The organism is Arthrobacter sp. KBS0702 (assembly GCF_005937985.2).
GTDB lineage: Bacteria > Actinomycetota > Actinomycetes > Actinomycetales > Micrococcaceae > Arthrobacter.
Map to the genome: position 1 here is coordinate 2,875,062 of NZ_CP042172.1, position 21,596 is coordinate 2,896,657.

General features: G+C 66.5%; 17 protein-coding genes and 2 tRNA genes. 3 read left to right on the forward strand and 16 right to left on the reverse strand.

The features are described from left to right. Positions 1 to 45: 45 nt before the first annotated feature. From FFF93_RS13250 to FFF93_RS13270, 5 genes are all read right to left on the reverse strand, one after another. Positions 46 to 1,068 carry an ABC transporter ATP-binding protein gene (locus tag FFF93_RS13250; protein ID WP_138768509.1) on the reverse strand — a complete coding sequence of 341 codons (1,023 nt, stop codon included), beginning with the start codon at positions 1,066 to 1,068 and terminating at the stop codon, positions 46 to 48. Beyond that, on the reverse strand, positions 1,065 to 1,997 hold the full coding sequence (locus FFF93_RS13255; protein ID WP_138768508.1) for an ABC transporter permease: 933 nt from the start codon (positions 1,995 to 1,997) through the stop codon (positions 1,065 to 1,067). Before FFF93_RS13255 ends, FFF93_RS13250 begins: the two co-directional genes overlap by 4 nt. Further along, positions 1,994 to 2,947, reverse strand: a complete 954-nt coding sequence (locus FFF93_RS13260) for an ABC transporter permease (protein ID WP_138768507.1) — start codon at positions 2,945 to 2,947, stop codon at positions 1,994 to 1,996. The genes FFF93_RS13255 and FFF93_RS13260 overlap by 4 nt, the downstream gene beginning before the upstream one ends. 114 nt (positions 2,948 to 3,061) lie before the next feature. Continuing rightward, complete coding sequence (locus FFF93_RS13265) at positions 3,062 to 4,696, reverse strand: ABC transporter substrate-binding protein (protein ID WP_138768506.1); 1,635 nt, start codon at positions 4,694 to 4,696, stop codon at positions 3,062 to 3,064. A gap of 249 nt (positions 4,697 to 4,945) precedes the next feature. Then, on the reverse strand, positions 4,946 to 5,761 hold the full coding sequence (locus FFF93_RS13270; protein WP_138768505.1) for an IclR family transcriptional regulator: 816 nt from the start codon (positions 5,759 to 5,761) through the stop codon (positions 4,946 to 4,948). Between the two features lie 137 nt (positions 5,762 to 5,898). Here FFF93_RS13270 and FFF93_RS13275 point away from each other — a divergent pair, with 137 nt between their 5' ends. Then, positions 5,899 to 6,879, forward strand: coding sequence for a Gfo/Idh/MocA family protein (locus FFF93_RS13275; RefSeq protein ID WP_138768504.1), 981 nt, complete (start codon positions 5,899 to 5,901; stop codon positions 6,877 to 6,879). Next, the gene (locus FFF93_RS13280) at positions 6,876 to 7,820 is read left to right on the forward strand and encodes a hypothetical protein (RefSeq protein ID WP_138768503.1); all 945 of its coding nucleotides are present in this window, start codon (positions 6,876 to 6,878) and stop codon (positions 7,818 to 7,820) included. Before FFF93_RS13275 ends, FFF93_RS13280 begins: the two co-directional genes overlap by 4 nt. Before the next feature lie 492 nt (positions 7,821 to 8,312). Here FFF93_RS13280 and FFF93_RS13285 read toward each other — a convergent pair. The 4 genes from FFF93_RS13285 to FFF93_RS13300 all read right to left on the reverse strand — a co-directional run bounded on the left by FFF93_RS13285 (position 8,313) and on the right by FFF93_RS13300 (position 11,866). After that, a tRNA-Met gene (locus tag FFF93_RS13285) sits at positions 8,313 to 8,386 on the reverse strand. Between the two features lie 61 nt (positions 8,387 to 8,447). Next, positions 8,448 to 8,519 (reverse strand) — tRNA-Thr (locus FFF93_RS13290). 268 nt (positions 8,520 to 8,787) lie between these two features. Continuing rightward, positions 8,788 to 10,821: a DEAD/DEAH box helicase gene (locus FFF93_RS13295; RefSeq protein WP_138768502.1), complete on the reverse strand. Its 2,034-nt coding sequence runs from the start codon at positions 10,819 to 10,821 to the stop codon at positions 8,788 to 8,790. 391 nt (positions 10,822 to 11,212) lie between these two features. Beyond that, positions 11,213 to 11,866: an MOSC domain-containing protein gene (locus FFF93_RS13300; protein WP_138768501.1), complete on the reverse strand. Its 654-nt coding sequence runs from the start codon at positions 11,864 to 11,866 to the stop codon at positions 11,213 to 11,215. 172 nt (positions 11,867 to 12,038) lie between these two features. On the opposite strand from FFF93_RS13300, the gene FFF93_RS13305 reads away from it, so the two are divergent. Then, positions 12,039 to 13,226: an acyl-CoA dehydrogenase family protein gene (locus FFF93_RS13305; RefSeq protein WP_138768500.1), complete on the forward strand. Its 1,188-nt coding sequence runs from the start codon at positions 12,039 to 12,041 to the stop codon at positions 13,224 to 13,226. Positions 13,227 to 13,253: 27 nt separating this feature from the next. Here FFF93_RS13305 and FFF93_RS13310 read toward each other — a convergent pair whose 3' ends face one another. The 7 genes from FFF93_RS13310 to FFF93_RS13340 form a co-directional block, all read right to left on the reverse strand. Next, complete coding sequence (locus tag FFF93_RS13310) at positions 13,254 to 14,039, reverse strand: SDR family oxidoreductase (RefSeq protein ID WP_138768499.1); 786 nt, start codon at positions 14,037 to 14,039, stop codon at positions 13,254 to 13,256. Positions 14,040 to 14,044: 5 nt separating this feature from the next. Continuing rightward, positions 14,045 to 15,475, reverse strand: a complete 1,431-nt coding sequence (locus tag FFF93_RS13315) for a glycosyltransferase 87 family protein (RefSeq protein ID WP_138768498.1) — start codon at positions 15,473 to 15,475, stop codon at positions 14,045 to 14,047. A gap of 92 nt (positions 15,476 to 15,567) precedes the next feature. Next, positions 15,568 to 16,920 carry an MFS transporter gene (locus FFF93_RS13320; protein WP_138768497.1) on the reverse strand — a complete coding sequence of 451 codons (1,353 nt, stop codon included), beginning with the start codon at positions 16,918 to 16,920 and terminating at the stop codon, positions 15,568 to 15,570. Continuing rightward, positions 16,917 to 17,444: a helix-turn-helix domain-containing protein gene (locus FFF93_RS13325; protein ID WP_138768496.1), complete on the reverse strand. Its 528-nt coding sequence runs from the start codon at positions 17,442 to 17,444 to the stop codon at positions 16,917 to 16,919. Before FFF93_RS13325 ends, FFF93_RS13320 begins: the two co-directional genes overlap by 4 nt. A gap of 187 nt (positions 17,445 to 17,631) precedes the next feature. Further along, complete coding sequence (locus FFF93_RS13330; RefSeq protein ID WP_138768495.1) at positions 17,632 to 18,909, reverse strand: glycosyltransferase 87 family protein; 1,278 nt, start codon at positions 18,907 to 18,909, stop codon at positions 17,632 to 17,634. 6 nt (positions 18,910 to 18,915) lie between these two features. Continuing rightward, complete coding sequence (locus FFF93_RS13335) at positions 18,916 to 20,130, reverse strand: cystathionine gamma-synthase (RefSeq protein WP_138768494.1); 1,215 nt, start codon at positions 20,128 to 20,130, stop codon at positions 18,916 to 18,918. A gap of 17 nt (positions 20,131 to 20,147) precedes the next feature. Further along, the gene (locus FFF93_RS13340) at positions 20,148 to 21,533 is read right to left on the reverse strand and encodes a cystathionine beta-synthase (RefSeq protein ID WP_138768493.1); all 1,386 of its coding nucleotides are present in this window, start codon (positions 21,531 to 21,533) and stop codon (positions 20,148 to 20,150) included. Between the last annotated feature and the right edge of the window lie 63 nt (positions 21,534 to 21,596).

The following is a 21,596-nucleotide window of genomic DNA, read 5'->3' on the forward strand; positions in this document are numbered from 1 at the left end:
GAGTGGCACTCCGAAAGTTGGAGGCACGCAAGTTTGTTTCCTCGTTCACAGGCGTTCCTCCATTAAAGTTTCTGACGCTCCGACACCGATTGGCGAAAGCTGGCCGGCTCTGTGGCATGCTGACCTGTGGCGCTCCCCGATTGTGAGCAGGCGAGGCACGAGATCACGGCAGGCTGGTAGACCTTCCGACTCCGCGCAACGCGGCTCAAAAGGACAGCCGGGTGGAACGGTGAGTAGGTCCGGTGGTCGGCCCGGAATCGAGAATAGCCTTTCTGAAGGCGGTCCCCACCCGGGCCTGGCTCGTACCAAAGCTCGTGTATATGGATGACCCGCCGAGTCGAATACCCTCTCGGCCGGGAGAACTTCGGCCTTCGCGCCGGCGTACATGACCATCACGTCGTCTGCAATGTCTCGGACCACCTCGAGGTCATGCGAAATCATTATCAGTGCGCAGCCTTGTTCGGCACGGACCTGTCGAAGGACGTCGAGTACCTGGGCTTGAACGGTGGCATCGAGCGCGGTCGTCGGTTCGTCCGCGACTATAAGGTCGGGGCGGTTGACCAGAGCCATTGCGATCACCGCACGCTGGCGCATCCCCCCGGACCACTGGTGTGGATACTGAGTGCTTCGGCGGGAAGCGTCAGGCACCCCGACGGACTCTAGGGCCTCGATCGTCCTATCTCGCACACTGCGGCGCGTAGCGGCGCGGTCGTGATACTCGATGGTCCGGCCTATCTGGGTCCCAACTCTCTCGACCGGGTTTAGTGCCGTCATGGGATCTTGGAAGATCATGCTGATTCGGCTTCCGCGAAGGGCACGCCTTCGCGACTCCGACATGCGGAGGACGTCTTCACCGTCGAACAAAATTTGACCGCCAACTACCTCGGCGTTGTTCGACAGCAGGCCCATCAACGCGAGAACCGATACGGTCTTGCCGGACCCTGACTCACCGACGATGCCAAGTGACTTGCCGTGTTCCAGTTCGAAGGACAAGTCGCGAACTGCACGGACGGGGCCGTCCATTGTTGTGAACTCCACCGACAGGTTTCGGACCTCAAGTAAAGTCATCGGCTTTCCTTCGGATCTAGGGCATCGCGCATGCCGTCACCGATGAAGATCACCGCGAGAGATGTGACGGCTATACAGATGCCGGGTGAGAGCCATAGCCACGGCATTGAAGAGATAACTGTGAATGACTGGGCTGACTGGAGCATATTTCCCCACGATGCCTGGGGGGGAACCACCCCTAGACCGAGAAAGGAGAGTGCGGCCTCGGAGAGGATTGCGGTCGATACCAACATGGCGCCGCTTACCGTCACCTGCGGAATGACGGCCGGAAGGAGATGCCGGAGCATAATCGTCGGCCCTCGCGTCCCTGCCGCCACGGATGCCTTGATGTAGTCGAGCTCGCGCACGCTAAGCACAACGGAACGAGCGATTCGGGCCGAAGTGGGCCATGCGAAGGCCGCTATGAGGCCCACGAGGAGCGGAATCGAAGGACCAAGAATGCCGCCCGCAACGATCACCACGAGCAATGACGGAACGGCCATGAATATGTCCGTAATGCGCATCAGAACCGAATCGACTTGGCCGCCGACAGTCCCGGAGATCACCCCGACGAACGCACCAACTGCAAGCGCCGTCGCCCCGGTTGCGAGTCCCACGAGTAGAGAGACCTGGCCGCCGGCGAACAAGCGGGATAGCACGTCCCGCCCCACCAGGTCGGTTCCCAAAACGTGGCCGGGTGACGGCGGTTGGCGACTCGCGAGCAGGTCTTGCGCATCTGGGTCAATGCGCAAGAAAAATGGCCCGATGAAGATCAGAGCGACTATGAATAGGAGGACAATCGTCGATGTCAAGGCGCCGCGGTTGGCCCAATAACGCCGCGCAGCCAACGCGGTGGGGCTACGCGTAGGACCCGCCTGAGTTGCCGCCGCGATATTCTCTGCCGCGGTGACAGCAGCGGCCTCTTGGCCAGGGGCCAGAATCTCACTCATAGAAGCCTCACTCTAGGGTCTAGCAGTGACACGAGTATGTCGGCGATGAAGTTGCTGATAACAACCAGAACGGCAACGGCCATTCCGAAGCCCAGGATAATCGGGTAGTCCCGGTAGTCGATGGCAGCCAACACGAGAGAACCCATCCCGGGCCAGGAGAAGACCGACTCCAGCACAACTGCACCGCCTAGAAGCGTGGGCGCCGATAGCATGATGACCGTTACCAGTGGCCCCAGGGTGTTGCGAAGAGCCTTCATGCGCGACTGAAACTGTGTGGCCCCTTGGGCCAAGGCCGTGCGCACATAATCCCGGGATATCTCCTCCAGCAGCCCCACTCGAACGTAACGCGTCATCATCGCGCATTGCACGACGGCGAGGACCGCGACCGGGAGGACAAGGTGCCGTAATAGGTCGCCAGTGCTGCCGTCCCCCGGAGTGCTCATTTGCGCCGAGGGCAGGAGTTGTAAGCGCGCCGAGAAAACATAGATTGCCGTCATTGCGAGGAAAAATGCAGGGGTCGACATCAGGACCAGGGAAAGCGTCCCGATGCCGTAATCGACCACTGATCCCTTGCGCGAAGCCTGCAGAACCCCGAGCACCAGGGCGGCCACATTGCCAAGGAAGAGGCCGAGCCCCATGAGTTCAAGCGTCGGTACCATACGCTCAGCCATGAGGCTCACGACTGGACGGCCGTACTGAAACGAATTTCCAAGATCGCCAATGGCAACATGGCTCACCCATTGCCAGTATTGAACTGGCAGAGGTTGGTCAAGACCGTATTCCTTCATCTTTGCTGCGATGAGCGGACCGGAGTCCGCAACCATTTCGGGAGGAACTAGCGATGCCAGAGGTCCGCCCGGAGCTGCGCGGCTCAGGGAGAACAGCGCAACGGAGATCACGACAAGAACGAGCACCATAGTGGCGAAGCGGACTGCAATGTATCGCACCATAGGGGAATACTCCTCGGTTCTGGCAGCGCCCACGCCGCCGGCGAGTCCCGGGACTTCTGGCAGCGCAGCCCGCGCCGCCGTCGTGTCCCGGGACCCTGGTTGGTCGGGTCGACGCTACTTTACTTTCCAGTCCTGGACTGACATGAGCATGTTGAACATGCCGTCCCCGCCCCGGACACCACCGGTGACTTTCGAGCTGAATGCGTAAACGCGGGTGGGTTGGGCAATCCACAGGTGCGAGACGTCGGCGTTTTCGAGCTTGCCTGCCTGGGTGAGCAGCTGCCCACGTTTGGCTTCGTCGGTGCTGGTGGCGGCCTGCGAGAGCAGATCGTCGACTTTGGAATCGCAGTACGCCGGCAAGTTGGCGCCCTTCGGGAAGGCGTTGGCACAGGTGATCATCGGAATGTTCGTTGACGGGTCGGCAGTGTAGTTGCCGCCGCCGTACAAGAAGATGTCATAGTCTCCCTTCGTGAGCATGTCAGTCACCTGCGCCTGGTCGACGGGCTTGATGGTGGCCTTGACTCCGACGTCTTGGAGATTCTTCAGAACCACTTGGTCAATTGCCTGACGCTGTGCATTGTTGTTGACCTCCCGGATCACGAACTCGCGATTAAAGTCCCAACCGGCCTCAGTAAGAAGCTGTTTGGCTTTGGTCGGGCTGTAGTCGTACGTGGCGAATCCATCCTTGACAACCTTCGACGACGTGAACGAGCTGTTTATTGGCTTTGCTTGGCCTGCGTAGACGGATTTGATGATCCCGACACGGTCGATGGCGGTGAGCAGGCCCTGGCGAACTTTTGGTTCCTTCAGGTACTCCTTACGCTGGTTGACCGTGTAACGGTCGAACCCCGGAACCTCGTTGGACACTGTGCCCACGCCTTTGCTTTGCATGCCCTGGACGGTTGCCACATCGGTCGGCGCGACCAGTGCAACATCCATTTCGCCCGAGGAAAGCTGCTGCGTGGCAACGTCCTGGGTGACGAGCGTCTGGACCATCCGATCGAACTCCACCGGTTTGCGGAAGTTCGGGTTCTTGGCAAACTCAGCTCGTTGCCCAGGAACGTAGGAGCTAAGCGTGAAGGGTCCCAACCCTGGGACCTTACCGGGGGTGATCCAGATTTGCGACGATGCGACGGTTGCCGGATCTTCCTTGCTCAGTGCGGCCTTTTGCAGGACGTAGATCGTCGCGCCGAACAACGTGTACATGAAGCCCACATCGGGGTTTTTGAGGTCAATGCGCACCGTATGATCGTCGACCTTCTTGACGCCGGAGAGCTCTTTCGCCGCCCCAGAGGCGACCTCGTCATATCCGGCGATGGGCTTTAGGACGGTAGTCAGCGGCGATTTCACCGCCGGATTGGTGTAGAGGTTCAACGTGAACACCACATCGTCTGCCGTAAACGGACTTCCGTCGGACCATTTCTGGTCCGCGAGGTTGAGGGTGAGTGACTTCGCGTCTGCGGAAAGGTTCCATTTGGTCGCTGCGCGCGGCTCCAGCGTTCCATCGGCCGCGACACTGACGAGCTGGTCCTGCGTGACGCTCAAGATTTCCGAGTTGCCATACGTTCCGCTCAACAATGCACTTGCCGTGTCCGGCTTCTGCTGCAACCAGACCGTCAGGGCCTTGGTGCTCCCACCAGAGTTGGCACTCCCGCTGGCGGAAGTTGGCGGCGAACATGCGGTCAGGGCGACGGTGCCCGCGAGCAGGGCGGCGAGAACGCCCTGCGCGGTCCGATTGCGTTGTGCCATAGGAGCACTCCTTCTTAGGTCAGTCGAACCTCGGTGTTGGGTGAAGCGGACGGCGTTCCGAGTTCAGCGTGGTCTCCGCGGGGCCCGCGGATGTAGTCATGCTAAGAGGCACCCGCGCAACATGGCAAGACGTTTCATGTTGAAATTTCCCGAGTCGCTATTGCTTGAAGAGGAGCGCCGTTCCACCGCCCCCAGCATTGCCGCCGCGTCGGCCGAGCGCGTGCCGGCCAAGGTGGTTTTGCTGGAAGGTCAGTCTCTCGGGCGAGATGCCGAGGCGATCGCCGTCACAAAGGCAGCGTCCTCCGCCAGGGAGTCGGCCGCCCGGCGCAGCATCTTGAGAAACCTTGGACGTGCCTCATCGGAGAACTCGCCAGCGGCACCAGAAACGCTTACAGCGGCAATGGTTTTGCCGCCGACCACCACCGGAACTGCCAAGCAGCGGAGCCCTTCATCCCATTCCTCGTCGTCGTACGCGTACCCGAGTTCGCGCACCTTACTGACGACGGTCCGCAAGGCTTCTGGCGTTGTGATGGTTGTTGCTGTGACAGCCGGCCAAGGGGCGGGAGGAAGGTGAGCCGCGAACTGGTCCGGCGCCAGGTCCGCAAGTAGGACCTTGCCAAGTCCTGTCCCGTAAGGAACGGCACGATCGCCAACGTTGGCATCGTATCGAAACGGTCGAGACGGATGTTCCACCGCCAGATGAACGACGTGAATGCCGCTGAGCACCCCGAGGTTCGCACTCTGCCGGGTCTCTGCCGCCAGCGCCGCGAGGTGCGGCCGCGCCAAGTCCGGGACGCTGAGGGCCTCTAGGTAGCTGTTAGCCAAGACCATGACTTTGTCACCAAGCCGGTACGACGGGCGCTCATCCACTCGCACGAGGTACTCGCCGTCGCAGAGAACGCTGACTAGGCGCACGATAGTGCTTTTCGGGAGTCCGCTCGCTTCGTGGATTTTTGAGAGGGTGACGGGGCCCGCGTGGGCGGCGACAGTCTCAAGTACTATCAGTCCGCGCGCCAGTGCGTGCGTGTGGTAATTGCCCTTCTCTGCGGGATCCGCCTCTGACACGCCGTGCCCCTTTCAGATACACCGGTGGGTTTGTTTACGAGGACCTTGCGGGTTCGCTGCAGTTGCAGCGGGTCAGGGTCTTGCACACCACCTCTTGACATGGAATTCTATTCCACATCTACCACTTAGGGGAACATATGCGGATTGCGCTCATCGGCGCCGGATTCATAGCAGCTTCGCACGCGGCCGCCGCGCGCGCCGCCGGAGTCGAAATCGCCGGGGTGACGGACAACTATGCGGCAGCCTCCGCTAGGTTCGCAGCCACGTGGGGCGTCGCATCGATTCCAAGCGTTGACGATGTGCTGGCAGATGACACAATCGACGCAGTCGTCGTCTGCACGCCGAATGACACCCACTTCGAACTCGCGCTGGCCGTGGCCGCCGCGGGCAAAAGCCTCCTGCTCGAGAAACCGATGGCCCTCTCCGCTGAAGATGCGGGCAACGTCGTGCGGGCGTTTGAGCGCTCAGGAAAAGTCTTGCTGGTCGGGCACACGCACCGACATGCGGACTATGCGCAACGCATCCGCGACGTCGTACATTCGGGCGCGATCGGTGAAGTCCGCGCTCTGAGGATTGCCATCACCGGCGGATGGATCTGGGGCGGATGGTCATCCTGGGTTCTCGACCCGGCCCGCTCCGGAGGCCACGCTTTCCATAACGGCGTCCACCTCTACGATCTGGCAGCCTGGTGGCTTGGTTCGCCCATCACGTCCGTTTACGCAGTGGGTCAGCCGCTTTCCTCAGCTGCCCTCCAGATCGACGACTACCTCTGCGCGACGCTGGTGACCAGCACGGGCGCAACTGCCGTCTGCGAGATTAGCCGCGGCGAACGTCCCCGCGGGACCTCCATGTTTGAACTCGTAGTGCACGGCGACCGCGGAACGTTGGTCAGAAGCAATGGGGCCGAAGGCTGGGTCGCCTACACGACAGGAGCCTCGGGCCCCAGAGCCGCAGCTACCAACGATCCCTTTCTGAAGCAAATGAGAGTCTTCGCTGCTGCGGTGGCCGGAGGCGCGCCAAGCGAACCCAGCCCGCACGACGCCGTGCGGGCAACCGTCATCGCCGAAGCGGTCGAGGCGTCAGCGCGGACCGGCCGCACAGTGAGGATCGCATCATGACCGCCACCCGAATTCTCCTCGCGGGAGCAGCAGGAACAGAGGCAGGCCGCCATCACCAGCGGGACATGTTCGTACCGGCGATTGCCGCGAGCGATTGCCTTGAAGTTTGCGGTGTTTGGCCAGGCACACGGGGAAGCGACGGCTTTGACCGTGCCGCTGAGCTCGCCGACCAACTTGGAATTCCCCTGCACACCGAGCTGCCGGGCGCACTCTCAGATGCCGATGCCGTCGTCGCGTGTGTGGATGGCAACTCAATGGATGCGCTCTTGGAGGCAGCACCACAAAAGCCGGTCGTCGTCGACAAGCTCGCACTGCTCGGCACTTCCCGGCTTCACGAACTAGTAAGAGACCCCCGCGCTGCCACTGTCCGGGCCGCATACCACAGCAGATTCCATCCTTCGGTGGCGGCCTTGGCCGCGGCAGCCCAGGCCGGCGAGTTCGGACTTCCCCACGCCCTCCACGCTGAACTGTTCGTCCCCTACGGTGACGGCCCTGCAGCAGGAGGGGACCTGCGCCACGTCGGCATTCTCGCCCTGGATGCTGTAGCAGCCGTTCTGGGGCCGCCTCGGGGAGCTGTGCATGCTGTGCGCTTCGTCGGCGCCGCAGAGGGCGGAGAGACGTGGACACTCACAATTCAGTGGAGGCCCGGGGTCGTCGTAACGATCTTGGTCTCCCGAGCCGCTCCCGGGGTCCCATCCGGGCTGCACCGCTACAGGCTCCTGGCGGCTGACGGCCAAGCGCTGGTCGACTTGGCAGCCCCTTCTATACAACTGCTCGGCACCGCCACCTCATATGAATATGGGCCCGGCATAGTTCAAAGCGAACTCGAGACCTTGACCCGTGGGGGCGGCGGCGCGTCCGCGGCCGACATTGCACGCCTCGCGGCGCTCATGGATGCTGCTGAGGCGTCAGCAAAAGATGGGAAGACACACGCTTTTTAGCTGAAACATCACGCTTCTCGGCCCGAGCCCTCCGACGTGGCCGATTTGCCGGGCGTAAAAGCACTTACGGGGTTAAGACCCCGGCTTGGAACGACGGGCAGCCCCTTACCTTGAAACGAAAGGACCCCGCTGAGCCCGGACACCCGCCGGGAACTGCGAGGTCTTAACTGGTGGCTCCGATCGGCGTCCTTCCGGTGGCCGTTCGATTTCCATGCGCACGTTGCGCGGGGCAAGATTTGGCACAGCCTGACCTGGACCGCACGAGGTTCGGGCAGTCCAGGGCTCAGGTCCCCCGCCGCCTCCTGACGGCAAAATAGCGGGTTAGAATGCCCGCGGTGCGACCTAACTAGCAGCGGTTGGCGCCGCCATGGCGGTCTCACAGGGAAGGCGGCAGGATTCTCGGTGACCTCCGAAGACGACTCTCAAAAGCCCAGCCAGCGCGGAAAACGACAAAACCCCCGGAATCTCACGGATTCCGGGGGTCTTACCCTGTAGCGGTGGGGAGGCTCGATCTCCCGACCTCACGATTATGAGTCGTGCGCTCTAACCAACTGAGCTACACCGCCACGAATGAGAAAAGCCTGCGTCCAGCCGGTCAAAACCGCCTTGACGCAGGCCCTCATCCAGAGCCCCCCACCGGAATCGATCCGGTGACCTCGTTCTTACCAAGAACGCGCTCTACCACTGAGCTAGGGGGGCAACGAGTAAATACTCTACCGGAAGATTCCGCTCCCAACAAATCGGCTGGCCTCCACCGGCCATCGCAGCAAAACCCGCGTAGTTCCGGGGATCCTCGTGGCCGGGGCCGGGTCCGGCGAGGCCAGTGCGGCGGGTCCGACCCGCGGATGTGACGAAACCGACTCGCGGGTCCGGCGCGGGATCGGAATCGCGCCCGTGACGGCTTAAGCACAGAACGGGCCGGCTCAAGAAGAGCCGGCCCGTCCTGGCACCGCCTAGGAACTAGTGGTTACCACTTGTTCCGGGGCTTGAAGCCGCCCTCGGTGCGGGGCTTGCGGGTGTCGGTGCCGACGCTGCGCTCGTTGCGGTCGCTGAAGGAGCGGCCGCCGCGGTCGGCAGAGGAACGCTCGCCGTCGTTCTTGCGGAATTCGCGCTTGAAGCCGCCGTTGCCCTTGAAGTTGCCGCTGCCACCGGAGTAGCCGCCGCGCTCGCCACGGTCTCCGCCCCGGTTGCCCTGGTAGGCGCCGCGGTCACCGGAGGGCTTGCGGCCGTTGTCCAGCTCGAGGTGGATCAGCTCGCCGCCGATCCGGGTGCGGGACAGGGCCTTCAGCTGATCCGGGCTCAGGTCCGCCGGAAGCTCCACGAGGGAGTGGTCCGAGCGGATGTCGATGCCGCCGATCTGGGCCGAGGAGATGCCGCCCTCGTTGGCGATGGCGCCGACGATGGAACCCGGCATGACGCGCTGGCGGCGTCCGACGGCGATCCGGTAGGTGGCGTTGCCCTCGGTCAGGGTGCGGGTCGGGCCGCGGGAGCCGAAGCCGTCCTTGGAGCGCTCGCGCTTCTGGAATTCCGGAGCGGCAGGCAGTTCCTTGACCAGGAGCGGCTGGCCGCCCTGGGCCATGACGGCCAGTGCGGCGGCGATCTCGGCGGCCGGAACGTTGTGCTCTTCCTCGTAGGAGGCGATCAGGTCACGGAAGGCCGAAACGTCCTCGGATTCGAGGGTCTCGGTGATCTTGTCCGCGAACTTGCCCAGGCGCAGGGTGTTGACGGTCTCCGCGGTGGGCAGGTGCATCTGTTCGACCGGCTGGCGGGTTGCCTTCTCGATCGAACGCAGCAGGTACTTCTCCCGCGGGGTCATGAACAGCACGGCGTCGCCGGAGCGGCCCGCGCGGCCGGTGCGGCCGATGCGGTGCACGTAGGACTCGGTGTCGTGCGGGATGTCGTAGTTGATCACGTGGCTGATCCGCTCGACGTCCAGGCCGCGGGCGGCGACGTCAGTGGCGACGAGGATGTCGATGCGGCCTTCCTTGAGTGCCTCGACGGTGCGCTCACGCTGCTGCTGCGGGATGTCGCCGTTGATGGCGGCCGCCAGGAAGCCGCGGGAGCGCAGCTTGTCAGCCAGATCCTCGGTGGCCATCTTGGTGCGGACGAACGCGATGACACCGTCGAACTCTTCAACCTCGAGGATGCGGGTCAGCGCGTCGAGCTTGTGCGGGCCCATGACCTGCAGGTACCGCTGGCGGGTGTTGGCGCCGGTGGTGGTCTTGGACTTGACCTGGATCTCGGCCGGGTTGTTCAGGTACTGCTTGGACAGCCGGCGGATCTGGCTCGGCATGGTGGCCGAGAACAGGGCAACCTGGCGGCCTTCGGGGGTCTGCTGGAAGATTTGCTCCACGTCATCGGCGAAGCCCATGCGCAGCATCTCGTCAGCTTCGTCCAGCACGAGGTACTGAAGTTCGGACAGGTCCAGCGAACCCTTGGCGATGTGGTCGATCACGCGGCCGGGGGTACCGACAACAACCTGGGCGCCGCGGCGCAGGCCGGCCAGCTGCGGGCCGTAGGCGGAGCCGCCGTAGACCGGCAGGACGGTGAAGTCGTCGATGTGCTTGGCGTAGGAGGTGAAGGCCTCCGCGACCTGGAGCGCGAGCTCGCGGGTCGGAGCCAGGACCAGGGCCTGCGTCTTGCGGGACGGGCCGTTCAGGTCGTGGAGTTCGGCCAGCCGGGACAGCGCCGGTACTGCGAATGCTGCAGTCTTACCGGTGCCGGTCTGGGCCAGGCCCACGACGTCGCGGCCCTCGAGCAGGACCGGGATGGTCGCTGCCTGGATCGGGGACGGCTTCTCGTAGCCGACGTCCTGAAGGGCGGCAAGGACGCGGGCGTCGATGCCGAGGTCAACGAAGCGGAGGCCGCCGTCGTCGTCGCCGGAGTTCTCGGCGGTGGTGTCATTGGTGGTGTCGGCTGCAGCGGGGGCAGCAGGTTCGGTGAACTCGACGTCGGTGCGGGTGTTCTCGGTGTCGACGGAGTTGTCCTGATTTTCGGGCATAGGGGAATCTTCCTCATCCATAGGGGCCAGGCGGCACAACCCGAGGTGAGCGGAGCCGCAGTACGCGTGACACGGGGTGCCGGGCATACTTTGACCGGCCGGTCACATAGAAGCCCGGCGCTTTCGCAATCCCGTGGCAGGACTTCCCGCTGCATCTCTTGGCTGCTATCCCAGCAGTCTGTACAGCGTTTTCTTTAGCCGGCTCTCCCTATGAAAATGCCCGCATCACATTTTGCGGGCCCCAACACTTACCAGTCCTGCCTCAAGAATTGGGCAGGAATAAGGGATTTCCGGAGTGGGGGATATTTCAAGTGTAAGGCATGCAGCGGCGCAGGTACTAACGGAGGGCACACCGGCGGCGGTGAGCTTGCGCACACTGCCGCTTCCGCCCCTAGCGCGCGAGCCGGCGACTCAGGTTCTCGAAATACTCGTGGTACTCGGGCTGAAGGCGGATCTCGCCATCGGCGTCGGCGTCCCGCAAGGCTTCCATGTCCTCGAGCGCAGGATCACTGAACCACTTCCTGATGGTGACGCCGTGGGTCGGGACAAAGATCCGGTGGATGTGGTCCCCCGCCTGGATGGTGCCCGTCCGGACCACCCGGAGGTAGCTGCCGACCCGGCCGGCCTCGCCGAACCGCGCCACCCAGTTGGGCACGCCGACCCGCCGCTGAAACGTGGCACAGGGCACCCGGGGCGACGTCACTTCGACTTCGACGTCGAGCCCGATCTTCCAGCGTTCCCCGATCACCGCGTTGGTGGCGTCAATGCCGGCGACGCGGAGGTTCTCCCCGAAGTAGCCGGGCGGAATGTCGCGGCCCAGCTCCTCAGCCCAGTAGTCGGCGTCGTCCTGCGAATAGGCGTAGAGTGCTTGGTCCTCGCCGCCGTGGTGGATGCGGCTGGCCTGGATGTCGCCGTGGAGCCCCAGCCGGTGGACCTTCACCGGACCCTCCACCGGCCGCTTGTCGATCGCGGTCACGCCCACGCTTCCGGAATCGCTGAGCAACTGGTGTACCCGGCAGACGGCAAGCACGGAAGCGGTGTCCATGGCACCAGTGTAGGCCCGGGGGCACACCGGACGCTCCAGCCCAGTTACTTTCCCGCGTGCCCCTGGAGCTGCCCGTGACACCGGCGTGTCGGCCGCGATCCGGGCCGGGTACCGGAACTAACCGGGCAGGAGGGTCGGGGACGCCGCCCGCGCCGGAACGTAGGATGCTCCAATGAGCAGTGTTGCAGCAACAGATGTGTCCGATGTCCTGGCGATCGACTCCCTGCTGAGCGCAGACGAGCTGGCCATGCGCGAGAAGGTCCGGGATTTCACCACCCAGCGGATCCGGCCGGGCATCGCGCGCTGGTATGACGACGGCGTCTTCCCCCTGGAGCTGGCCCCGGAACTGGGCGAGCTCGGGGTGCTCGGCATGCATCTGGACGGCTATGGCTGCCCCGGCCGCTCCGCCGTCGAATACGGCTTGGCCGCGATGGAGCTGGAAGCGGGCGACTCCGGCATCCGCACGTTCGTCTCCGTGCAGGGCTCCCTGGCGATGACGGCCATCCACAAGTGGGGCTCGGAGGAGCAGAAGCAGGAGTGGCTCCCCCGGATGGCTGCCGGCGAGCTGATCGGCTGCTTCGCCCTGACCGAACCCACCGCCGGCTCGGACCCCGCCGCCATGCAGACCTCCGCCCGCCGCGACGGGACCGGCGACGACGCCGGCTGGGTCTTGGACGGGGCGAAGCGCTGGATCGGCCTGGCCTCGGTGGCGGACGTCCTGGTGGTCTGGGCCATGACCGACGACGGCGTGCGCGGCTTCCTGGTCCCCGCCAACACTCCCGGGGTCACCGCGACGCCTATAGGGCAGAAGCTCTCGATGCGCGCCTCGATCCAGTGCGATGTGACGTTCGACGCCGTCCGGCTGGGCCCCGAGGCGCTTCTGCCCGCCGCGCGCGGCCTGCGCGGACCCTTCAGCTGCCTGAACGAAGCGCGGTACGGGATTGCCTGGGGCGCGATGGGCGCGGCCCGGGACTCCTACGAGGCGGCCCTGCGGTACGCGCAGGAGCGGCTGCAGTTCGGCAGGCCGCTGGCCGGATACCAGCTCACCCAGGAAAAGCTGGTGAACATGCTGCTAGAGATCCAGAAGGGCACACTGCTGGCGCTGCAGCTGGGCCGGCTCAAGGACGCCGGGACGCTGCGGCCGGAGCAGATCTCGCTCGGCAAGCTGAACAACGTTCGGGAGGCGATCACGATCGCCCGCGAGGCCCGCACCATCCTGGGCGGGAACGGCATCACCCTGGACTACTCGCCGCTGCGGCACGCCGCCAACCTCGAGTCGGTCCGCACCTATGAGGGCACCGACGAGGTGCACACCCTGATCCTGGGCCAGCACATCACGGGCCTGGCCGCCTTCCGCTAGGGCGAGCGGCCGCGGGTTCTTCGGGCGTCAGGCGGAGAAGCCGCCGTCGGCCTTGACCAGCTGGCCGGATACCCAGCGGCCCTCGGCCGAGAGCAGGAATGCCACCGTCCCGGCCACGTCCGCGGGGGTGCCGAGCCGTCCGCCGGGCTGCTGCCGGGCCAGTTCTTCGCGCAGCTGCGCGTCCATCCAGCCGGTGTCGACCGGGCCGGGGTTGAGCGCGTTGGCGCTGATCCCTTGCGGACCCAGCTCCCGCGCCGCGGCTATCACGATCCGGTCCAAGGCGCCCTTGGACGCCCCGTACGGGAGGTTGAACGCGGTGTGGTCGCTGGTCAGCGCCACGATCGCGCCGCCTTCGGCCGGAGCCTGCCGCGCAAACGCCGCGATCAGTTGCCAGCTAGCGCGGGTGTTGACGGCGAAGTGCCGCTCAAAACTCTCCAGGGAGGTGTCCAGGATGCCGGAGTCCACGGATTCCGCGTGGCTGAGTACCAGTCCCTGCAGGGCGCCGGCCTGGTCCGGGACCGCGGCCATCAGCCGGTCCACGGCCTGCGGATCCTCGAAGTCGGCGGGCACAGCCACCACGGCTGCGCCGGTGGCCTGCAGTTCGGCGGTGAGGCGCTCGACGTCGTCCGGCTGGGCGCCCCAGGGCATCCGGGTGTCGTAGTCCTGCCAGTAGGTGAGCACCAGGTCCCAGCCGTCGGCGGCCAGCCGCCGCGCAATGGCGGCGCCGAGACCCGCGAGCCGTCCGACGCCGGTGACCAGCGCCGTCCTCCGCTGGACCGTGGCCGGGGCGGGATAACCGGGAGTCTGCGTCATACGCTTCAGCCTAGCCGGGCCGGTGCGGCGGCAGGTTCCCGGAGCGGCGCCAGCGCTGTGTACGCGTCGAAGGCCTGGGCCAGGGACCCTCGGCGCAGGGCGAGCTGCCAGCACAGCAGGAGGGCCAGGGCGCAGCAGACCCCGGCGCTGGACGCCATGATCCAAAGCCCGGGCGTCTGGATGTTGAGGTCCTGCGCGCCGAGGGCCGCGCCGATCGTCTTCGGTGAGAAGAGGAACACGAGCACGGAGACCCCCAGCACACCGCCCATCAGCCAGCGGGTTCCGCGGTAGCGGGACGGCATTTCGCGCAGGGTCCAGGCGAAAGCGGGAAGGATGACAGCGACCCACACCCAGTGGTGGGACCAGGAGACGGGGCTGATCAGCAGCATGGTGAGGGCGGTCGTCGAGATGGCGACCACCCGTGCGCCCTGCTCGCTCGCGGATTTGATGATGCCGGCCGCCAGTGCGACCACCAGCAGGCTCAGCACCAGCCAGGGCGCGGTCACGGCGTCCTCGGGAACGCCGAAGTGCAGTAGTGCGCCCTTGAGGGAGAGATTGTCGACGTAGCCGGCCCCGCCGATCCGCGAGGTGTCCGGCAGGACCCGGAGCCAGAACTGCAGGGACTCGGCCGGGCGCAGCAGCGCGCCCAGCAGGACGGTGGCGAGGAATCCCGCACCCATGTTCAGCAGGCCCCGCCAGTCCTTCCGGACCAGGAAGTAGAGCCCAAACACCAGCGGGGTCAATTTGATGCCCGCGGCGACGCCCACCAGGAACCCGCTGCCGGGGATGCCATGGGCCCAGCGGGGGTTCCGGGCCAGCAGGTCCGCGGCCATCAGGCCCATCAGCAGGATGTTGATTTGTCCGAAGGCCAGGGTTTCGCGCCAGGGGCCGAGGTTGAGCACGGCCAGGAGCAGGCCGGCGGCGGCCCACCGGTTGCCGGGGGAACGGAAGGCGGCGCGCCAGTCCGCCTTGGCCGTCCAGTAGCGGAGCGCGCGGATCGTGACCCAGGCCGCCGTGAGGACGCCTGCGGTATTGAACAGGTCCAGGGCGGACTTTTCCGGCATCCGGGCCAGCAGGCTGAAGAGCAGCGCGGCGAAGGGCGGGTAGGTGAACGGCAGCCCGGGTCCTCCGGCCCAGTCAACGTTGCCTTCGTAGAGGTCCGACGCCGCTGCGCCCGCGTCGTTGAGGATCTTCCCGCCGTACCAATAGACGCTGAAGTCCAGCCCCTGTTCACCCCAGACGGCCAGCCAGTGCCACACCGCGAAGGCGACGACGGCCAGGCCCAGCGGAAACAGGGCGGCGGCGAAGGACTGGCGGAGGGGACGGCGGCTCTTCCGGCCCGGGGCCGGTGGCGGGGCGGCCCGGTTCCCGGACGGCGGGGCTCCCCGGTTCGCGGACGGCGGGGCGTGCGGGCTTTCGGCGTCGAGCAGTGACATGTGTGGATCCCCCCAATATTTGCTGCAGCGGACCTGGGCGCAGCGCGCCGGCGGCGGCTGCGCCGGTCCCCGCCGTTCATCCTACCGAGTGGTCAGGCCGGGACCGGGACCCTGGCCTTCTGTCCGGCGTCCTTGCGGATAGTCGCACTGATGACGGCGGCGATAGTGCACATCGCCGCGGCGGCGAACCAGGCGTAGGTGTACTGGCCGGTGGCGTCCCGGATGGCCCCCGCGGCCAGCGCCGCCGCGGCCGCGCCGAGCTGGTGGGCGGCGAAGACCCAGCCGAACACCACGCTGCCGTCCGCCCCGAACACCTGCCGGCAGATCGCGGCCGTCGGCGGGACGGTGGCCACCCAGTCCAGGCCATAGATGACCACGAAGACGATCATGCTGGGCTGGACCTCGGCGCTGAGCAGCAGCGGCAGGACCAGCAGCCCGATGCCGCGGAACTGGTAGTAGACCGCCAGGAGGATCCGCGGGTTGAACCGGTCCGTGAGCCAGCCGGAGGCGATGGTTCCAAGGATGTCAAAGATCCCGACCACAGCCAGCAGGCCGGCGGCGGTGGTTTCGGCCATGCCGTGGTCGTGCGCCGACGGGATGAAGTGCGTGCCGATCAGCCCGTTGGTGGTGGCCCCGCAGATGGCGAAGCCGGCCACGAGTGCCCAGAAGGTGCGGACCTTGCTGGCGCGCTTGAGCACCTGGAGCGCCCGGACCGCGGCGTTGCGGCGCGGTTCGGCCGTTCCGCCCGGCGTCACCGGCGCCCCAGCGGTTGGCGGGGCTTCCGGCGTCTCAGGGGTTTCGGCGTCGGTGTCAGCGCCGTAGGGCAGCGCGCCGACGTCGGCCGGTGAGTTCTTCAGGAACTTCAGCACCAGCGGCACCACGGCCAGCGCGCCGGCGGCGATCAGCAGCGAGGCCTGCCGCCAGCCGGGGTTTTGCGCCAGGGCGGCGATGAAGGGCAGGAACACCAGCTGCCCGGCAGCGCTGCCCGCGGTGAGGATGCCGATCACCAGGCCGCGGCTTTTGGCGAACCAGGTGTTGGCAATCGTGGCCGCGAATACCAGTGCCATGGACCCGGTGCCGAGACCGATCAGCAGCCCCCAGGTCAGCAGGATCTGCCAGGACTGGTTCACCAGCACGGTCAGGGCGCTGCCGGCCCCGATCAGCACCAGCGCCACGGAGGTCACGGCGCGGATGCCGAAGCGCTCCATCAGTGCCGCGGCGAACGGCGCCGTCAGGCCGAACAGGACCAGGTTGATACTGACCGCCGCCGAGAGCACGGTGGTGGACCAGCCGAACTCGGTCTGCAGCGGCACCATCAGCACGCCCGGGGCGGCCCGGAAGCCGGCCGCGCCGACCAGCGCCAGGAATGCGACGACGGCGACGATCCAGGCGGGGTGAAGCCGGCGCCCGACCGGGCGGCGGGAGGTGGTCCGGGGCGCGCTCATGCTGCTGTTCCATTCTGCTGGGCACTCTTTTGGGCTGCGGGGGCGGTGGCGAGGGGTACCGGGTGGTCGGTCCGGGTGAGGCTGTGCCAGCTGGTGTTGTCGGCCGTGAGCCGTTCACCGCAGGCCGTGCAGCTGTCCGCGGAGGTGGTGCGCTGGCCGCAGCCGCTGTGGACCACGAACATGTGCGCCTGCTCCGACGGTGCGGGCAGGTGCTTTTCGGCCCAGATCACGACGGCGTTGAGCACCGGAAGCGCGTCCTCGCCCTTCGCCGTGAGCACGTATTCCTGGCGTTGCCGGCCGCCGTCGTCGTAGGGCCGGCGGCTCAGCAGGCCGGCGTCGACAAGTGCGGCCAGCCGCCGGGTCAGGACGGAGTCCGCCGCACCGAGCCGGGCCTTCATGGCGTCGAAGCGCCCGTTGCCGAAAAAGACCTCGCGCAGGACCAGCATGCCCCACGGGTCGCCCAGGATATCGAGGCCGCGTGCCATGCTGCAGCTGCGCTGGGACCAGTCGGATCGAAGTGCCATACCCGCAGAGTAGCTGACTCTCTTGAAGAAAGCCACACCTCTGACGGCCGAACGTACACTTGGGGCCCTGTTTTGCGGCCGAACCGGGCCCTCAAGTGTCCGTTCGCGCGCAGGGACCGGGCCCCAAGTGTCCGTTCGCGCGCAGGGGGCGGGCCCCAAGTGTCCGTTCGCGCGCAGGGGGCCGGGGTTAGGGGAGCTGGCGCAGCGCGGCCCGGGAGGGTCGGTAGGCCAGCGCCCAGTAGACCAGCATCGCCATCCCGCAGACCACGCCCAGGCTCGCCACGATGAGCTGCCACTGCGTCTGCGGGTCCTTGCCCCACTCCTGCGCCCCGGCCATGACCGCGAGGTACTTGGGGGTCAGGTAGAAGGCGATGACGGACGCGGCCACGATGATCCAGCCGGCGAGCCGCATCCGACCGTTGCGGGAGGGCACCCGGTGGATCGCGAAACCCATGCAGGGCAGCGCCACGGCCATCCAGACCCAGTGGTGGGACCAGGACACCGGGCTGATCAGCAGCATCAGCAGGGCAGTCGCGGACACGGCGACGAAGTTCTCCTCCGCCGCGACCGCCCACTTGATCACCAGCGCGGCCACGGCGGCCAGGCCGAGCGCGAGCACCAGCCACACCACGGACGTCAGGGTGGAGTCCGGCAGCCCCAGGTGCAGCAGCAGGCCCTTGACGGAGAGGTTGTCCACGTATGCCGGCCCACCGATCCGTCCGGTGTCCGGCAGGATCTTGGTCCAGAACGTCACCGACGCCGTCGGCAGTATGGCCCACGCCAGCGCGATCGAGCCGAAGAACCCCGCGGCCATCCAGCCGAGGGCCTTGAAGTCGCGCCGGACCAGGAAGTACAGCCCGAACGCGAGCGGGGTCAGTTTGATCCCGGCCGCGATCCCGATCAGCAGGCCCGCCGGCCAGCGGAGCTCGCCCGCGCGGGACTTTCCGTACAGCGCGAAGTCGGCCAGGATCAGGCCCATCAGGATGATGTTGATCTGGCCGAAGTCGAAGGTGTCCCGCCACGGCCCCAGCAGCAGGATCGCCGCGGTGCCGGCCAGGGCCACGGCCCGGAACCGCCAGTCCGCGGCAGCGTCCCGCCAGCGGCCCAGCCCGAAGTAATGCCGGGTCAGCCAGGCGGACACGACGGCGGCCCCGAGCAGCGCCGTGGCAATAAAGACGATGCCGCCGGCGCCCTGGCCCAGCGTCGCCATGGCGGCGAAGATCAGCGCGGCGAACGGCGGGTAGGTGAACGGCAGCCCGACCCGGGGCGCGTACAGCTCGTTCACGCCGGTCTCACCGGCCTGCAGAACGCGGTTCCCGCCGTAGAAGTAGACCTCGAAGTCGTTCAGCAGCGGGATGTAGGCCGAGTACAGCACCACCAGGGCGGCGACGACGGCGGCAGCGCCGGCCGCCGTCGCGATCCAGCCGCGGGTGGTGGAGGCGGCCGGCTTGGAAAGGGTGGTCACCGGAGGCTAGCTGCCCGGCTCAAGGCGCGCGAAGGCCTGCTCGAGGTCCGCGATCAGGTCCTCGACGTCCTCGATGCCGCAGGAGAGCCGGATCAGGTTCACCGGAACCGCCAGCTCGGTGCCCTTGACCGAGGCGTGGGTCATCTCCGACGGGTAGTTCATCAGGGATTCGATGCCGCCCAGGGATTCCGCCAGGGTGAACACGGAGGTGGACTCGGCCACCTTGCGTGCCGCCGCCTCGCCGCCCTTGAACTGCACGGAGACCATGCCGCCGAACTTCTTCATCTGCTTCCTGGCCAGCTCGTGGCCCGGGTGCGAGGGCAGGCCCGGGTACAGCACGGCCTCCACCTCGGGGCGCTCCAGCAGCCATTCGGCCACAGCTTGGGCGTTGTCGCTGTGCCGGTCCATGCGCACGCCGAGGGTTTTGAGCCCGCGCGTGGTGAGGAAGGCATCCATCGGCCCGGACACTGCGCCCACGGCGAACTGCACGAAGCCGATCTTCTCGGCGAGCTCCGGGTCGTTGACGATGATGGCGCCGCCGACGACGTCGGAGTGTCCGCCGATGTACTTGGTGGTGGAGTGCACCACCACGTCGGCGCCGAGCGCTAGCGGGTTCTGCAGGTACGGGGAGGCGAAGGTGTTGTCCACCACGAGGAGGGCGCCGGCGTCGTGCGCCACCTCGGCGAGGGCCGCGATGTCGGTGATCTTCATCATCGGGTTCGACGGCGTCTCCACCCAGACCAATCGCGTCTTGCCGCCGGCCGCGCCGCCGTTCGACCCTCCAGCGGCCACCGCCTTCGCGACGGCGCCAAGATCGGACATGTCCACCGGGGTGTTGCCGATCCCCCACTCGCCCAGGACGCGGCTGATCAGCCGGTAGGTGCCGCCGTAGGCGTCGTTGCCGAGCACAATGTGGTCCCCGGGCCGGGTGAGGGCGCGGATCATCGAGTCCTCGGCGGCCAGTCCCGAACCGAAGGAGAACGCGGCGGAACCGCCCTCCAGCGCGGCGAGCTGTTCCTGCAGGGCGTCGCGGGTGGGGTTGGTGCCGCGGCCGTATTCATAGCCTGCCCGGAGGCCGCCGATGCCGTCCTGCGCGTAGGTGGAGGAGAAGTGCACCGGGGGCACCACGGCGCCGGTGCGCGGCTCGAAGGCCTGGCCGGCGTGCACGGCGCGGGTGTTGAAGCCGGCGGTTGCCGCGGAAGAGCTTTCTGGCTGGGACATGGGACTCCTTGGGCTGGTCAGTTGCTGAGGTAGGCGAGGAGGTCGTGGCGGGTCAGGATCCCCACCGGAGCGCCGACGAACGTCACCATCAGGGTGTCGGTGTCGGAGAGGAGTTCGCGGGCGGTGGAGATCGATTCGAGCGAACCGATCACCGGCAGCCGGGCCTCCATGTGTTCGGAGATCTTGTCCGTGAGCTGGGCCTCGCCGCGGAAGAGCTTGGCGGTCAGGGTGCGCTCGTCGACGGCGCCGAGGACTTCGCCCATCACCACGGGCGGCTCCTGGGAGAGTACCGGGATGTGCGAGACGCCGTACTCGTTCATGATGTTGATGACGTCGCGGACGCTTTCGTTGGGGTGGATGTGCACCAGGTCGGGCAGTTCGCCGGTCTTGGCCTTGAGCACCTCCCCCACCGAGGCTTCGTCGCCGCTGGCCAGGAAGCCGTAGGAGCGCATCCACTGGTCGTTGAAGATCTTGGCCAGGTAGCCGCGGCCGGAGTCGGGCAGGATCACCACAACGACGGCGTCTGCGGGCAGGTCCTTGGCGGCCTGAAGGGCTGCGACGACGGCCATCCCCGAGGATCCGCCCACGAGCAGACCCTCCTCGCGGGCCAGCCGGCGGGTCATGGCGAAGGAGTCGGCGTCACTGACGGCGATGACGGCGTCGGGAACGGCCTTGTCGTAGTTGGCCGGCCACATGTCCTCGCCGACGCCCTCGACGAAGTACGGCCGGCCGGTGCCGCCGGAGTAGACCGAGCCGGCGGGGTCGGCCCCGATGATCTTGACCACGCCGCCGTCGGACTCGGGCCGGTCCGCCGAGACTTCCTTGAGGTAGCGGCCGGTACCGGTGATGGTGCCGCCGGTGCCGGCACCGATCACGCAGTGCGTGACCAGGCCGTCCGTGTCCTTCCAGATCTCCGGGCCGGTGGACTCGTAGTGGCTCGCCGGCGCGGCCGGGTTGGAGAACTGGTCCGGCTTGTAGGCGCCGGGGATCTCGGTGACCAGGCGGTCCGAGACGCCGTAGTAGCTTTGCGGGCTGTCCGGGGCGACGGCGGTGGGCGTCACCACGACCTCGGCACCGTAGGCCTGGAGCACGGCACGCTTGTCCTCGCCGACCTTGTCCGGGACCACGAAGATGCAGCGGTAGCCCTTTTGCTGCGCCACCAGGGCGAGCCCCACCCCGGTGTTGCCGGAGGTGGGCTCCACGATGGTCCCGCCGGGCTGGAGCTTGCCGCTGCGTTCCGCCTCTTCAATCATCTTGGCCGCGATGCGGTCCTTGATGGAACCGCCGGGGTTCAGGTATTCGAGCTTCACCAGGACCGTGGCGGCGATGCCGTCGGTGACGTGGTTGAGTTTGACGAGCGGCGTGTTGCCGATGAGGTCCAGGACGGACTGGGCGTACTTCATAGGTACAAAGTTACCGTCTGCTGCTGGCAGAGGCGGACTCAGCAGGTCGCGTGGCCGCCGCAG